15 protein-coding genes are annotated in these 17,148 nt (G+C 25.8%); 4 read left to right on the top strand and 11 right to left on the bottom strand.

The features are described from left to right. The first annotated feature begins 35 nt into the window (after positions 1–35). Positions 36–263, top strand: a complete 228-nt coding sequence (locus HF520_RS04570) for a FeoA family protein (protein WP_168572905.1) — start codon at positions 36–38, stop codon at positions 261–263. A 36-nt stretch (positions 264–299) separates the two neighbouring features. Next, entirely contained in the window at positions 300–2,417 is a 2,118-nt protein-coding gene (gene feoB, locus HF520_RS04565) for a ferrous iron transport protein B (RefSeq protein WP_168572904.1), read from the top strand. Positions 2,418–2,502: 85 nt separating this feature from the next. Here the strand turns inward: feoB and HF520_RS04560 are convergent, their stop codons facing one another. Then, positions 2,503–3,039: a hypothetical protein gene (locus tag HF520_RS04560; protein ID WP_168572903.1), complete on the bottom strand. Its 537-nt coding sequence runs from the start codon at positions 3,037–3,039 to the stop codon at positions 2,503–2,505. Between the two features lie 322 nt (positions 3,040–3,361). On the opposite strand from HF520_RS04560, the gene HF520_RS04555 reads away from it, so the two are divergent. Further along, entirely contained in the window at positions 3,362–3,601 is a 240-nt protein-coding gene (locus HF520_RS04555; RefSeq protein WP_168572902.1) for a hypothetical protein, read from the top strand. A 37-nt stretch (positions 3,602–3,638) separates the two neighbouring features. Here HF520_RS04555 and HF520_RS04550 read toward each other — a convergent pair whose 3' ends face one another. From HF520_RS04550 to HF520_RS04530, 5 genes are all read right to left on the bottom strand, one after another. Next, the gene (locus HF520_RS04550) at positions 3,639–4,718 is read right to left on the bottom strand and encodes a glycosyltransferase (RefSeq protein WP_168572901.1); all 1,080 of its coding nucleotides are present in this window, start codon (positions 4,716–4,718) and stop codon (positions 3,639–3,641) included. Between the two features lie 73 nt (positions 4,719–4,791). Beyond that, positions 4,792–6,480 (bottom strand): dynamin family protein, encoded by a 1,689-nt coding sequence (locus HF520_RS04545; protein WP_168572900.1) that lies wholly within the window; start codon positions 6,478–6,480, stop codon positions 4,792–4,794. A 4-nt stretch (positions 6,481–6,484) separates the two neighbouring features. Next, positions 6,485–8,239: a dynamin family protein gene (locus HF520_RS04540; protein ID WP_168572899.1), complete on the bottom strand. Its 1,755-nt coding sequence runs from the start codon at positions 8,237–8,239 to the stop codon at positions 6,485–6,487. A gap of 194 nt (positions 8,240–8,433) precedes the next feature. Beyond that, a complete protein-coding gene (locus HF520_RS04535; RefSeq protein ID WP_168572898.1) occupies positions 8,434–9,318 on the bottom strand; it encodes a sigma-70 family RNA polymerase sigma factor in 885 nt (294 codons plus the stop codon). A gap of 532 nt (positions 9,319–9,850) precedes the next feature. After that, the gene (locus HF520_RS04530) at positions 9,851–10,399 is read right to left on the bottom strand and encodes a type I restriction enzyme HsdR N-terminal domain-containing protein (protein ID WP_168572897.1); all 549 of its coding nucleotides are present in this window, start codon (positions 10,397–10,399) and stop codon (positions 9,851–9,853) included. Between the two features lie 699 nt (positions 10,400–11,098). Here HF520_RS04530 and HF520_RS04525 point away from each other — a divergent pair. After that, positions 11,099–11,944, top strand: coding sequence for a CAP domain-containing protein (locus tag HF520_RS04525; RefSeq protein WP_168572896.1), 846 nt, complete (start codon positions 11,099–11,101; stop codon positions 11,942–11,944). A gap of 72 nt (positions 11,945–12,016) precedes the next feature. On the opposite strand, the gene HF520_RS04520 is transcribed toward HF520_RS04525, so the two are convergent. The 5 genes from HF520_RS04520 to HF520_RS04500 form a co-directional block, all read right to left on the bottom strand. After that, complete coding sequence (locus tag HF520_RS04520; protein WP_168572895.1) at positions 12,017–12,679, bottom strand: B3/B4 domain-containing protein; 663 nt, start codon at positions 12,677–12,679, stop codon at positions 12,017–12,019. 61 nt (positions 12,680–12,740) lie between these two features. Next, entirely contained in the window at positions 12,741–14,435 is a 1,695-nt protein-coding gene (locus HF520_RS04515) for an ABC transporter ATP-binding protein (RefSeq protein ID WP_168572894.1), read from the bottom strand. A gap of 123 nt (positions 14,436–14,558) precedes the next feature. Then, positions 14,559–15,221: an NAD(P)/FAD-dependent oxidoreductase gene (locus HF520_RS04510; protein WP_168572893.1), complete on the bottom strand. Its 663-nt coding sequence runs from the start codon at positions 15,219–15,221 to the stop codon at positions 14,559–14,561. Between the two features lie 161 nt (positions 15,222–15,382). Then, positions 15,383–16,090: a purine-nucleoside phosphorylase gene (gene deoD, locus HF520_RS04505; protein ID WP_168572892.1), complete on the bottom strand. Its 708-nt coding sequence runs from the start codon at positions 16,088–16,090 to the stop codon at positions 15,383–15,385. Between the two features lie 33 nt (positions 16,091–16,123). Continuing rightward, entirely contained in the window at positions 16,124–17,146 is a 1,023-nt protein-coding gene (locus HF520_RS04500) for a BMP family lipoprotein (protein ID WP_168572891.1), read from the bottom strand. Positions 17,147–17,148 lie beyond the last annotated feature (2 nt).

Here is a 17,148-nt window from a genome sequence, read left to right as displayed (position 1 = left end):
TTAGCTTAGGCTAAAAATTAACTCGGAGGTGTGTCATGAAGAACCTTGCTGATATTCAAGTAAAAAACACTGTTCGTGTTGAAAAATTATTATCTAAAGGCAATTTAAGAGAAAGAATGCTTGCACTTGGTCTAACTGAAGGTGCTTTAATAGATGTAGTACGCAAAGGACCTAAGAATAATTTAACTGTGTACAATATTAGAGGAAGTAAAATAGCGCTTCGAAGTGAAGAAAGTAAATTAATATTAGTATCACAAATTTGATTAATATATATTTTTTAAGAAGGGGGGATTTAAGGTATGGGATTAACCCATCAAAGCACTAAAACAAAATCTTTAAAAGATATGTTTGACATAGAAAAAAAAGAAGATCAATATGTAATCGCCTTAGCCGGAAATCCTAATACTGGTAAAAGTACAGTATTTAACTATCTAACAGGATTAAAGCAACATACAGGCAATTGGCCTGGTAAAACAGTAGCAACAGCTAGAGGCGATTTTAAGTATAAAGATAAAGACTATTCTTTAATTGATTTACCTGGAACATACTCATTGTTTGCTTTATCTCAAGAGGAAGTTGTCGCAAGAGACTTTATTTGCTTTGGAAATCCTGATGCAGTTATAGTTTTATGTGATGCCAATTGCTTAGAAAGGAATTTAAATTTAGCATTTCAAGTAATGGAACTTACTGATAAAGTAATACTATGCATTAACTTAGTAGATGAAGCTGAAAAAAAAGGTATTACTATTGATAAAGATAATTTAGAAAAAGAATTAGGTATACCTGTCGTTTTAACTGCAGCTAGATCTGGCTATGGAATGAAGAAACTTTTAGATACTATAGATAAAGTATCTTCCAATAAATACGAATTCAATAATAAGCCTATAACTTATGGCGATGAAATTGAAAATAATATAAATTTAATAAAAAAAGATTTGCAAGAGTTAATTCCTGACTTAAATCCAAGATGGTTAGGACTTAGACTAATTGATGAGGATAAAAGTATATTCGAGTCAATGAATAATTATATAACTATAGATTATATAGATTCATTATATGAGATAAAATCAAAGCTTCCACCTTTACAGAGTAATAAAAATATTAGAGATGTGTTTACAAAAATTAACTATGATATGGCTAAAGTAATAAGCGACAAATGTATGATAATTAAGTCAAAAAATAAAATTGATAGAGATGAAAAAATAGATAAAGTCATAACTTCAAAATATTTTGGTATGCCACTGATGCTTTTGTTATTATCCCTTATACTATGGATCACAATACAAGGTGCAAATTACCCATCACAATTTTTATCAGATTCATTATTTGGTATACAACCAAAAATATCAAGTATTTTATCTTCTTTAGGAGCTCCTTTATGGCTAAATAGTATGTTAGTTGATGGACTATATAAAACACTTGCATGGGTAGTCTCTGTTATGCTTCCTCCTATGGCTATATTCTTCCCTTTATTTACTTTATTAGAGGACTTGGGATATTTACCTAGAGTTGCATTTAACTTAGATCATCTATTTAAGAGATCTTGCTGTCATGGAAAGCAATGTTTAACTATGTGTATGGGATTTGGTTGTAATGCAGCAGGTGTTATCGGTTGTAGAATAATTGATTCTCCACGTGAGAGACTTATTGCTATACTTACTAATAACTTTGTTCCTTGTAATGGTCGATTCCCCACTTTAATAGCTATATCTACTATATTCTTTGCATCAGTAATAACTAATTCAGCTTTAGCTAGTGCTACTACTGCCTTGTGTATTACTTTATTAATTATACTAGGTGTAATTGTTACATTGTTAGTATCTTATACTTTGTCTAAAACTATGCTTAAAGGTGTTACTTCAACTTTTACATTAGAACTACCACCTTATAGAGTTCCTCAGATAGGTAGAGTTATTTATACTTCTATAGTTGATAGAACTATTTTCGTATTGGGTAGAGCTGTTACAGTAGCTATCCCTGCTGGTATAGTTATTTGGATATGCGCTAACGTGTATATAGGAGATTTTAGCATATTAGTTCATATAGCTAACTTTTTGAATCCTTTGGCACAGCTAATAGGACTTGATGGTTTCATATTGCTAGCATTTATATTAGGCTTTCCTGCAAATGAAATTGTAATACCTATACTTCTAATGTGCTACCTTTCAACCGGATCTATGATAGAGTTGGATAATTTAGAATTAGGTAAAGTATTAATAGAAAATGGTTGGACTTATTTAACTGCATTAAATGTTATGTTATTTAGTTTACTTCACTGGCCTTGTGCAACTACATTATTGACAATAAAAAGAGAAACTGGCAGTTTGAAGTGGACTGCTGTAGGATTTTTATTACCTACATTAATAGCATTTATCGTATGTTTCTTAACAACAACTATTTATAATATATTTATATAAGTAATAAAAATGGCTATGTGTGGATATTATCTTTCACACTAGCCATTTTTATATTATTTATGTTATAAAAAATTGTCTTTCCTATTTATAATAGCTTTATTTTTATCAATGTAAATATATTATAATTTAGTTTATAAGGTATATTTAACATCTTATGAAATAAAATTTGTCTGTTAATTGTGTTTTTGACAAACTTATTAAAATTATTATAGCTTTTTCTTTTTTTAATAAATTCTATAGTTTCTTTTTCATCCATTAAGAATATATTAGGCCTATAAAAATAAATATTTTCGCTTTGAGGTAATCTAAAATGCTTCTTTAATGCATATACAACTTCTTTTTTGTAATTGCATATGTTTGTAAAGTACTTATATGACTTTGGGTTTCGTTTAACATCATCATCCCTTTTTATTCCTAATTTATAACCATTTTCTATTTTTTCTACAATATCAAGCTCAAAAAAGCTAGTTATTGAATTTATACCACCTATTACCGTTATTTCTTTATTTCCTCGTAATTCAAATTGTAATCGAATAGTTTCTCCATTAACTATTGGATTAATTATTACCGTCTCTAATATACTGAAAGAAGGAGCCCTCTTTCCTAGTACTTCTTGTTTCACTTACTCTTCCTCCACGTTTTTAGTTAATTACTTAGCAAACTAACTATTAGTAAAAATAAAATACTATATTATCCTTTCTTTAGTCAATAATATTTTCCAAAATTCATTATAAAATTTTAAATACTTTAAAAATTACATTAAAATACTTTATTATATTTTAATGTATAAATATTTCTAACTTTATTTATGATTTCAAAATACATTTTGTATTTTTTTGTAATTTTACTTGTTATTTTATAATATCTTTTATAGTGATATAAAAGTGCAAATATAGTAGAATTAAATTAAAGTACACTTATCTTTGTTCTTGAGGGGGGATATTATGGTTGCTTTCACTCTTATAAGTTTATCTATGATCTGTCTTTGCTTGATTTATTTTTTATCTATGGTATGTATTCAATTAAACCGTATTATGAGTATAAATTTATTATTGGGAATGGATATTAATAAGCTATATTCAGATGAAAATATTCATGAGAATGAAGATTTTATAGATTCATTAGTAAAAAACTCAACTATGTTTATTTATAAAACTATAGATAAATGTAAAAAGTATATCTAAAGCCTAGGAAATATACCTAGGCTTTCATTTTAGTTTATTAATCTTTTATAATTATATCTTTGAAAATTTCATCATTTCTTATAACACATGGATTTGATGGGCTAATACTTTTACACTTTAAATGGTGATAATAAGATTTTCTTATATTCCCCATCTCAAAATTACATACACAAAGGCTTAAGTTAATGTTAAAATCAAAACACTCTAAACTATCACATTCACACGGACAAAAGTTTTCAGAATTTCTAAGATCTTGTATTATCTCATACCATTTTATAGCTTTTTTATATTCTTTCTGCAGTTCAAATGATTCTGCTATATTATATAATAAATTTACATTAGGTGATATATATTCAAAAGTTCTATAATAATAACTTCTTGCTTTTTGATGATCATTTAAATACAAATGACATTTTCCTATTTTGCATAACGCATCAATCATCTCTTCAATCCAAATTTCTTTGGTTATAAATTCTTCTAATATCTTTATTGCTTCTTCATAGTACTTGTTACAAATCAACTCTTTTCCATAGTAGTATAAATCTCTGTCACTTAATTTATTTCCAGCTTCAATATTTTTTTTATATAATTGCAGATTTCTATCACTTACACATTTTATTTTATGATGAATTATGCAAATATCACTATCAAAAAAATTTCCACTTACATCTATATACTCATGAACAAATCCTATCCATTTGAAATTCTTACTTTTTTTTACTATTCTATTTCTTCTTCCTATAAAAGCAAGGTGATCATCTTCATCTATAACCATATTAGTTTCTAAGGTTACAATATCAATGCTATCATCTAAGTTCACTTTTAATTTTTTTAATTTTTCTATATTTTCTTCATCTAAATATTCATCTGCATCTAACCATAATATATAGTCCTTACTTGCTTTGCTAAAGGAAAAATTTCTTGCTTTACTAAAATCATCTATCCACTTAAAATAATATATCTTATCTGTATATTCTTTTACAATCTCTATAGTATTATCATTTGAACCTGTATCTACTATTATTATTTCATCAACTATATCTTTTACTGTATCTAAGCATCTTTTAATTACTTTTTCCTCATCCTTTACTATCATACATAGACTTAAGTTAATCATTATGACATTCTCCTTAAATTATAGTTGTAGTTTAATATATGATAGAATGTCATTTTTTGTTAAAAAACTATAATTATTCTCTTATATATTTATTTAATCCTTCTACATATTTTTCCATATTATTTATAAACTCTTCCAATTCATATTTTGACATATTTATATTTTTTTCCTTTTTAAATATTTCACAACTAGTATTAATTATTTCTTCACTACATTTATAGTAATTAGATTTAAGTTCTATTTTTATTGACTCCCTAAGTCCAGCTATAAACTTTTCAATATCTTGTAGCATATCCTTATTACTTTTATCTGATTTTAATTTGTCATAAATTATTTTACCTACAGCCCCACATATTGTTCCAGCTATTAGTAGTGGTGGACAGTATATCATTAATGCACTTGAAATTGTGACTGAAGCTGCACTAGAACCAACTGCTGCTGCATATACTGATGCAATACCTCCTGAAGTTACACCTAAAATTGCTCCTGTTCCTACACTTGCAAGAATCTCATTTAAGTTCAAATCATTTTTATCTATCTTATAGTGAGTGTTATTTAAAAATTCATCTTTATAGTAAACTCTTTCTACAGATTTATTTATGTTATTATTTATTTCATATTGCACTTCTCTTATGCATTCTTCCCATTCATTAAAAAATAGTTTATCTAATTCATCTTTTTTTTCATTTATGCATTTATTTATATAACTTTCATTTATATATTCATTTGCATATTCTAAATTATTGTTTATTTTATTTATCTGATCATAGAAAAATATTCTATCAATCCAGTCATCTATTTCAAAATTCATCTTTGAAGTTACATAGTCCAGCTTATTTCTAAGTATATTTTCATACCTTAAAATTTCTTCGCTTAATATAGAAATACTTTTATAATAATCATAGTTTAATATTATTTCTTTTTGTATAATTCCTTGAAGTGAACTCTTTAAACTTTCCTCTTTCACGCCATTAGAATTTCTATATAACTCGTCAATATAATTCTTAAGAAGTTCATAATTTTCTCTCAGTTCCTTATAATCCTCTTCTTTAATACTTTCAATATCACCTAAATAATCATTTTTTATTTTAGCTTCATATTCCAAATATGATGATATTAAGAAAAATTTATCTATATAAAGTCCATATTCTTCATTTATATATTCTAAAACTTCATCTTTATCATCTTGAAGTAAATCGCATTTATTTATTACGCCTATTATAGGTTTTTTTAATGATTCTATTATATCTAATGTATTTATTATATCTTCCTGACCTATATGTGTAGCATCTATTACAAAAACTATAAAATCAGCATTTTGTATATAATTTAAAGTCTTTGTTTCATTTTTAGTAGTTATACTTCTTAGGCCTGGAGTATCAACAATATTTATTTTTTTTAAAATATCTAAATCTAAATATATTTTAGTTACACAATCAACTATTTTAGTATCATATTTTTCACCATATGTTACTTCCAATATTGATGATGTAGCTTCTAACACATCAGTTTTACTTATATCCTTTTCTAATAATGCATTTACTAATGTTGACTTTCCTGATTTAACCTCTCCTACTATTACAATCTTTAAAGGATTAGTCTTATTTATTTCTAATAATTCAAGATTATCCATACTATTATTTAAATTTTTTATAACTAAATTCTTAAAAGGTATATTTTCTTCTTGTGATAATTTTGTTCTTAATGGAGATCTTAAAAAATCTAACTTCACTTCTTGAATACATTCATTTATTTCCTTCAAAGTATCACCTCAAATTCCTTATCATATTATAAATCATGTCTAAATCTTTTATATGATTTTTTATGTTCTTATAATTTAAGTACTTATATTCAAAAGTATTTTCTCTTATATTCTCTATATTAATTTTCATTAGTTCAAATTTTTCATTTACTTCATGTACGGATTCTTCTATTAAAGTATCTATTTTTTTATAAATAGTATTTAATATAATTTCATCATTTTGGGTGAATTTTTTTGATTTATTTCTAATTATAGAATTGAGTATAGTTTCTTCTGAAAGGTTATTTTTTTCTTTTGATTTTATAGATTTTAAAAGATTATAATCTATAACAATATTTTTATTTTTAGTTATATATATATTATAATCTATGTATTTATTAAATTTATCACCTTTTATAAAATTAGACTTTCTAAATAATTCTTGATAAATAATCTTAATTTCTTTATTGCAAATTAGTTCTATTTCTTTTAGGTTTTGCACTAAAATCTCCATATTAATATCTTTGTAACAAGACTTATTTTTAATTGATTTTATTAAGTCTATTATATAGAACTTAGTTTTATTTATCTTCTCACTATCTTCTAACTTTAATGTATTATATATTGATATATCTTTATACAACTCTCGCTTATATCTATCAATATTTTTTAATATTTTTTCAGATTTTAAACTCAAATTTTTTCTTTTTGAATTTATTTGATTTATTTCAGCCGTTCTCTTGAAGTATGTATTTATAGATTTTTTGAGTATTCTTATATTACTTCTACATACTAACTCTTCTTTGTTTTCACTAATACCATTTATAGCATCCTTAGCTGATATAAATACTATATCATCAAATACATTGCTATAAATTTCTTTAACCTTTAATTTTATTTTGTCTAAATTATATGGATTATTTTTTTCTATTATATCTATTTTATTTACTACTAGTACCATCTTCTTTTTTAAATCAGTGAGTCTATTTAACTTATTAATATCATTTATTAAGTCACAACTATTTTTTGAAACAATATTTTGAGCATCTATAATCCAAATTATTCCATCTGATTTTATATAATAATCTTTTATTGATGCAATCAAACTTTTATCTAAATTCTGATTAAGACCAGGTGTATCTACAATAATAAAATCATCTAAAATTCCGTTTTTATTAAGATAATATTTCGCTTCTACAATTTCTGAAATATAAAGATATTTCTTTTCTAAGTTTTTTTTATATTTTTCTAATGCTTTAACTTCTAAATTATTATTTATCTTATATTCCTTTAAATATTTAAAGATTTTCTTCTTAGATTCTTTAAATTTTTTTTCCTCTTCTAATAATAATTTTTCTCCATTTTCTAATGACATAACTTCTTTCTCTTTATTTATATAAGAAAACTCAACTATTTCTTTCAGCTCTTTAGATTTACAAAATAAATCTAATTTCCAAGTATTAGGTAAATCTTTCGTTTTAATAAAAGAATCTTCAAGCAATGCGTTTATTAACGTGGACTTTCCATAGTTTCCATTTCCTATTACAAATAATAAAAAAGGATTCATCAATTCCTTTAGATTTTCTAAAGAATCCATTATTTCAAATTCAACTTCATTTAAAAATCTTAATGACTTATTTATATCAGTAAAGTTAATATCTTCTTCTAAATTATTTCTATAAATCTGTAGTTCCTCTTTCATACAATCAATTATTTCTAATAAATTATTAAGTACTGAGCTAAATCTAAAAAATTCTTTATTTCTATTAACTGAATTCATTTACATCAGTCCTCTACACATATCAAATATTTAATAAATTATATGTGTAGATACTCTAATATATGTAAATAAGCAAAATAATAAAATTCCTTGCATAACAATCATTTTATTGTATGTAAGGAACTTTATCTTTCTTTTTAATTATATATTAATCCATTATAATCTTTTTTTAATTTTACTTATTATAGCAAGTTTTAATAAAAATGCTTTAATTGTTTTAATCTACTTGGATGTCTAAGCTTACGTATTGCCTTAGCTTCTATTTGTCTTATTCTCTCTCTCGTAACCCCAAACACTTTACCGATTTCTTCAAGAGTTTTTGGATCATCATCATCAAGCCCAAATCTCATTCTCAATACTTTCTGTTCTTGCTCACTAAGACCAGTTAATAATTCTTCTATTTTTTCTCTTAAATTGTGTTGTTCAACTTCATGTATAACAACATCAGCAAAATTTGCATCAGATGGAATAAATTCAACTAAGCTACTGTCTTCATCTTCTTTTATAGGAGTATCTAAAGAAACTATATTTTTATCTCTTTTTAATATATCTATAACTTTTTCAACTTCAAGATCACAAACTTTTGCAAGCTCTTCTAATGAAGGTTCCCTTTGAAGTACATTTGCAAGTTCTTGTTTTTTTCTTTTTACAAAATTAATTCTTTGATGAAGATGCACTGGTATCCTTATTGTATTTTCACAATCATCAATATATCTTGTTATACTTTGTTTTATCCACCAAGTAGCATAAGTACTAAACTTATATCCTTTGGTATAATCATATTTTTCTACAGCTTTTATTAAACCAATATTTCCTGCTTGAATTAAATCAAGCATATCAACACTTTCTTTTCTATATCTTTTTGCTATACTTACAACTAATCTGTAGTTTGCATTTATAAACTGCTCTTTAGCATCAGGTGATGAATCACATATTGCTTTAGCTAATTCAACTTCTTCTACTGCAGACAACATTTTGTACTCTTCTATTTCTTTTAAATACATTTTCATTGCATTGGATGAATTTGATGAATCTCCGTAAATATAATTTTCATAAGTATTTTCTCTTTTAGCCCCCATAATCTAACCCCTTCTATACATATAGTTTATTAAATTCAATATTAAAGTGTCTGTAGTCTTATTTATAGAATATGATTATAATTTATAAAAAATACCTTGTACACACTATCCTATTTCTATTTATTCTAAAAAGTCAATTAGTTTATTTATCAATAATTCTACATATATCTTAAAAAACCTTTTTATTTTTTAAAATCATATTCCACGTTACTTAAATCTTTATAATATTTTTAATTTATATCCTATACATATACACTAGCAAATTACTTATGCATACATAATCTGTCATTATAATAATTACTTAGTAAATTCTACTAATAGGCCTAAATTCCCTTCTTTTTTATAAAAATTTTGTATTTTAGACAAAATAAAAGACCGCATATAATGCGGTCTTTTATTTTCGAACGACGTTATAAATCCCACTAGTAATAAATCCTTCGCATCTTTGCCCCAACACTTACGGTTTTATTAGTGAATTTTAACCATTTAATAATAACATCATTGAAAATTATAGTCAAGTTTTCTTATTTAATTATTCGTGATGATGATTGCATCCGCATTCGTGATTTTCACCATGGTTGTGTCCTCCACAACATCCACCTTCATGATGATCGTGTCCATGATCATGTCCACATCCACATCCACATTCGTGATGATGATCAGCTTCTAATTCTTTTATTTTTTCTTCCATTTCAAAGAATTCTTTTACCATTGTTTCATATGTAGGAAGCTCTGCTTCTGTATCATATTCTTCACCAGTCCAATCAGCATACATCATTTCATTTCCGTTAGTTAATATCATTCTTCCAGCCATAGTTATATTATCAACATCTTCTAAGAAGTCTATTTGCTTTTGAACTGTTTCACCTTCCATAGCAACATCTTCATCTAAGCATTTTACTATTAAAACTGGAGCATAATAGTCTTCGCTATCTTTTACATTTACTATTATATCTAATATACCTTCTGCTCCTTCTTCAAATTCAGATAAAGGTACATCTGTATCTATCATATCGTGAGGAACTAGTAAATCTTCCATTAAATATTTTATTACTCTCTCTTTTACTAATTGTTGTGACATATTTATTATATCTCCTTTCAATGTTCTATTATCCTAAACCAAAGTTTACCTTTTTATAGTATAATACATCAATATTTTTTTCAATGTTTAGATAAAAATATTTTAATCTGCATTATATATAATACCCATTTTATAGCGTTCTAACTAAATTTTAAAGACATTTATATTATAAACTCATAGCGCATACCTTCCTTATTATAATTAGAATCGTAGAACTATTATATCTTCATTTATAAATTACATTTCTTAAACAAATCATTTTTATCCTGACCTTTATTAAAATTTTATAATTATTTGAAGTATTTTTTTCATTTTTTATATTATTAATTTCATTTTACTGAAATTGTAACTTTTGAAATTAAATTTGTTACTTTTAAAGTCTATAATTTATCACTTTGTTATTTTTTTATATAGATTTATTTTTAATAAATCTGTTTTCTAATGATTTTTATAATAACTTTTTCATATATAAATCATTAAAATTTATTTTTATTCAATTTATATATATTTTTTAAAATTTTATACCTGTTGAAATTACTAGCATATATCTATTTTTTCGCCTATTTACATTTATTTACATGTATTTTCGACAATTTTCTATGTTATCATTAATTTACGAAAGGGGTCCTCCCTAACTAATAGGTTACAATTTAGTAACATTTTCAGAGTTTTATAAATAACGAAGGAAGAGGTGTTTTTATGATTAAAAAATTAAAAACTTTATTAGCATTAGGAGTAGTTACTGTAGTTACTGCAGGTACAGCTGCACCAGCTAACGCTTTATCAAATACTAAAACTAGTACTACTAAAAGAGTTATATATGTATGTATAAATGGTAAAAAGTATCAAATAAATACAAATTGCTCTAACAACAATAATAACGATTCTACTAGTAAACCTGACAACAATACTGGTTCTAACGGATCTACTAGCAAACCTGATAGCGATACTGATTCTAATAACGGTTCTACTAGTAAGCCAGACAACAATACTGGTTCTAACAATGATTCTACTAGTAAGCCTGATAATAATACTGATTCTAATAACGGTTCTACTAGTAAGCCAGACAATAATACTGGTTCTAACAATGATTCTACTAGTAAACCTGATAACAATACTGATTCTAACAACGGTTCTACTAACCAAGATTCAACTAATAGCTTTGCAGCTTACCAACAAGAAGTTGTTAATTTAGTAAATAAAGAAAGAGCTAAATATGGTTTAAGTGCACTTAAATCAAATGCATCATTAGCTAATGTTGCTACAATAAAATCTCAAGATATGATTGATAAAAACTACTTTGATCATACTTCACCAACTTATGGTTCACCATTTGATATGATGAAGCAATTCGGAATAAGCTATAAGACTGCTGGCGAAAATATAGCTATGGGTCAAAAAACTCCAACAGAAGTTGTTAATGCTTGGATGAATTCTCCTGGGCATAGAGCTAATATATTAAATGAAAACTTTACTCAAATAGGAGTTGGAGTTGCAAAGAATTCAAAGGGACAATTATATTGGACACAAATGTTTATAGGATAATAGAGCCTTTAAATAATAAGTATAAAAAGTGTAGATTAGTTTAACTATTCTACACTTTTTATATATTAAATATTAATTTTTAAAAATATTTATATCTATTATATCTGCATCTGCAAATTTCTTTAGTAATTCACAGGCATAATCAATATAAGTATTTAATTGCTTATCTCCATCAAAAGAGATTATATTCATAGCTATATTTTCAGTGTTATCTCTAATCATGGCTCTATCCGAATCAGATGTTGTGCTACCAAATTTACCATCTTTGTCTTCAAATAAAGGCATATTACTTAAATTTATATCTCCTCTACCTATACCCTTATATGAGCTTCCTTCTTCTCCAACGTTAAATAATATTGTATTATCTATCTTATCATTATCATAACATCCTATAGAATAACCACTTATTAATGATATTAAGTTATTTATGTCTACGACATTATTTACTTTATATAATTCATTACCTTTTACTATTCTTCTTACTAAAGATTCTGAAGACACTTTATACCTACTTGGATCTTTGCCTAATTTTTTATAAGCAACTCTCGAACTATGTATATTTTCTATTTTTAAAACATCTTCTAGCTTGTATTTATTTTGAATTTCTATGCATTTTTCGTTTATAATTTTCCATAGTTCATCATCACTCTTTTTTATTTTCACCTTAGCTCGTATGCTTCCTATAGCTACATCTATATTATTTTCTTTAAACTCATTTGAAATATTTATTAACATAACGCCTCTCCTTTATGTTATAGATACACTTATATGTAAATTATATTTATTAATATATTTCTTAATTTTGCAAGTAATATAAACTATAAAAATATCCCTTATATTCAATTAACTCATCAAAAGTTCCTTTTTCTATAATCATACCATCTTTCATAACAATTATTTCATCATATTTAAGTAATGTATTTCTTATAAGCTTGTGTGTTACGACTATTAATGTCAAATCTTCAATAGATAATAATGAATTTTCTAAGTGATATGCAGTTTCATTATCTAAAGCAGAAGTCGATTCATCTAAAATTAGAATTTTTGTATTATTTATTAATGATCTAGCAATAGCTATTCTTTGCTTTTCTCCTCCAGATAACTTATTTCCATTTTCTCCAACTAAAGAATCAATTCCATTAGGAAGTGATTCTATTAAATTAGATAGGCCCGCTCTTTTACAAATATTTAAAACTTCTTTATCACTATAGTTTGAAAATAGTTTTATATTCTCTTTTATACTATCATCAAACATAAATACATTTTGTTGAATCATAGACATATTTTTATACAAATCATGGCTTAGTATATTTTGAAGATTTTTATTATCTATTAATATATCTCCATCATAGTTTTTATAATATCTCATTAATAGCTTAATTAATGTACTTTTACCACTTCCGCTCTCTCCTACAATTGCATACTTTTTATTTTTATCAAAGTTTATATTTATATTAGATAACGTCTTTCTATCATCCGTGTAAGAGAAATTCAAATTACTAACTTTTATATTTTCCTCAAATAACGGTAATTCTAAACATTCAATATTGTCATTTGAATTGTTAATCATACTATCAATTTTATCAGCAATAAGAGATACTGATTTTATTTGATTTATTAGAGATATGCTTACCTTAACAGGTCCAACTATGTGTGTACTTAATTGAATTATTATTATTGCTGTTCCAACAGATACACTTCCTTTGTACATTAAGTATCCACCTAAGATTAAAACACCTAAGTATATGGTTACACTAAATGAAAGTGAAAATCCTCTTATTACCGCTTCAAGTATAGAACATCTTCTCTTACTACTTTCAACAGTAGTAGATGATTGTTTAAAAATTTCCTTGATCTTAAATCCTATATTAAACCCTTTTATTACTTCAAATCCAGAAAATAGATCTTTTGTAACTGAAGTAATATCTTCAAGGTTACTTGAATAATTATTCTTCTCAATTACTAATTTTTTTGATAGAACATTTGGTATAATAAATCCTAAAGTCCCAAATATAGCTATAAAAATTACTATGGCTGGACTAATAGAAAATAAAAAAACTAATGATATTATAAATGATATAAAAGAAGAAATAACTTGGAATATATTATTAAATAAGCTATCTTCTATTATTTTAATATCATTATAAAGAATTGATATGTACTTACCACTATTATCTAAAGCAAAGTCTTTCATATCCTTATTTAATATTTTGTTAAATATATCAGTTCTCATATAATTAACTGTATTTTTTATATAAGATGACATAACTAAACCGTCTATGTACTCTGTTATAAATAAAATTATTATAAGCGCAATACTTGTTATAATAATAGGAATAAATCTTTGACTTTCTCCATTTGCAAATATATCTACTATAAATCCCATAATAAAATCAAAAGCTATAACAGATAAAGCTGCCATTGATATGGTTATAACTCTTGTGAAAAATAAAAGTTTATATTTAAAGATGTATTTCCATAATTTTTTCATTATTCCCTCCTAATTTATAATTAAAATATGATATTAACATAAAGTAAATTCTATGAAATTTAAAGTGTTTAGTTACAGAAATAAACTCCATTACTCTATTGCATATATAGTATTTTATGTTATTTACTTTAGCTTGATTAGTATATCTTCTTTTATTTTCTCTATACTTAATCTATCTATAAAACTACTAAGTCTTTCTCCTTCCAATGCGTTTATTTTATAGTAATTAAGAAGTTTTCCAATTATTAACATGACATCTCTCTCATTTAAATTATCTGCAAGTAAATCATATTTTCTTTGTTTTAAACCACTTTTTCCTCCGATAACTATAAATAATTTTCCATCTATATCAGGTAGTACACCTATATCTTTTGAATATGCGTTTGTGCATGAATTTTTACAGCCAGCAACTGCTATTTTTACTTTTGCAGGTAGCTCCATTCCGTGATACTTTTTAGTTATCTTCATTCCTAACCCTATTATAGGGTATTTCGATCTTCTACAAAAATTAGCTGAACATATATCTATATTTATAACTGAACATATATCTTTAATAGCAGGTTCCATATTTAAATCTTTCCATATATTATCTATATCTTCTTTCATTAAATTTCCAATAGTTATTTTCTGAGCTGAAGTCAGTCTTACTGATGCTTTATACTTTTTTGCAACTTCTCCTATTTTTATAAGCTGATCCGGAGTTATATATCCTCCAGGAATCATAGGTGTTATTGAATATTTTTCTTTCCCATCTATATTTTTCTGTAACTTTGCGTATTTCTTCATTTTATTCTCCTTACTCTTATTTATAAATTAATATAATTATTTTACCAAATATTTACTTACCTTAATATTAGAATATTTATCTACTTAAAAAAACCTATAAAACAAACTTTTATAAGTTTATTTTATAGGTTTTACTTTTTATTTTTATATAATAACCTTAATTAAGCTAATTCTAATGCTACTTCCATCATTTTAGTAAAAGCAGTTTGTCTTTCCATTGCAGTTGTAGCAACACCTTCAAATGGTAAATCTGATATAGTTAACATACAAAGTGCGTTAACACCAGCTCTTGCAGCATTCATATAAAGGGCTGCTGCTTCCATTTCTACTGCTAATATATTCATCTTGCTCCATGTTTTTAATGAATCCATTCCGTTGTCATTATAGAAAACATCGCTTGATAATATATTTCCAACTTTAGCATCTATGCCTTTTTCTTTTGCTATATCATAAGCTTTTTTTACAAGCTCAAAACTAGCAGATGGAGCATAAGTTCCTGGTAAGTTATATTGAGCGCCATAGTTAGAATCAGTACTCGCTGCCATACCTATTACTAAATCTTGTATTTTTAAGTCCTTATTTAAAGCTCCTGCAGAACCTATTCTTATAAGATTTTTAACTCCATAAAAGTGTATTAATTCATATGAGTATATTCCCATAGATGGTCCACCCATACCAGTACCTTGTACAGATATTCTCTTTCCTTTGTAGTAACCAGTATATCCATACATTCCTCTTACTGTATTGTATTGAACTGCATCTTCTAAAAAGTTTTCTGCTATAAACTTAGCTCTTAATGGATCACCTGGTAATAATATAGTTTCTGCTATATCTCCCTTATTAGCATTATTGTGTGCTGTTAATCCCATATATCTTTCCTCCAACTGTCTTTAGTTTACTACTTATTTTGCTTTATTATATTGTTCTTCATTCACTGGAACAACTATTTCACCATTTTTTATTTTTTCAGCTTGTTCTTCAACGAATTTTAAAATTTCTTCACTTACAAAGTTTTTAGTTGATGGCGCAATTCCTACTGCATCCTCTTTTAAGCCGCATACAGTTACTTCGCCACCATTAAATTTGCCATCTAATAAATTTTTTACCATGTCGAATACTACATTGTCAACTCTTTTTATAGCTGATGTTATAACATTCTCTGGTGCTACAAAGTTTTGATCCATATCAACACCTATAGCTTTTTTATTATTTTCTCTAGCAGCTTCTATTGCTCCAGTTCCCGTGCTTCCTGCTGCTGTAAATATTATATCAACATCATCCTTATGCATTTGATTAGCTATTGCTTTTCCTTTAGCTGCATCTGCATATGTGTCTGCATACTGTCTAGATACTTTTATATTATTTCCTACAGATTCTGCACCTGCTAAAAATCCATATTCAAAACTTTCTATCACAGGTACTTTAGTTCCACCTATAAATCCAACTTTTCCAGTTTCACTCATTTTAGCTGCAATTAGTCCAACTAAATAAGATGCTTCTTCCGCTTTAAACATTATTGAATTAACATTAGCTGGTTGATTTTCATATGCATAATCTATTATTGCGAATTTTTGTTCTGGATAACTCTTTGCTGCATTTTCTATAGCTTTGTCCATTTGGAATCCTATACCTATTATTAAATCAGAATCTTGATCTACTGCAGTTTCTACATTAGCATCATAATCTGATACTTGTTTAGATTCTAAAACACTAATTTCTACCCCTAATTCTTTTTCAGCTCTTTGTAAACCTTCCCAAGCACTTTGGTTAAAACTTTGATCGTTTATTCCACCTAAATCTGCTATCATAGTTATTTTAGTCTTATTATCATCTCCTGAGCTTTCATTACTTGAACTACATCCTACTAAAACTGAAGATGCTAATGATAGTATTAATCCTAGTGATAAAATTTTTTTTATTTTCATGT

It is taken from the genome of Romboutsia sp. CE17, from assembly GCF_012317385.1.
In the GTDB taxonomy this organism is placed as follows: Bacteria; Bacillota; Clostridia; order Peptostreptococcales; family Peptostreptococcaceae; genus Romboutsia_E.
The sequence above is the reverse complement of the archived record's forward strand: the minus strand, read 5'-3'. Positions and strand labels throughout refer to the sequence as shown.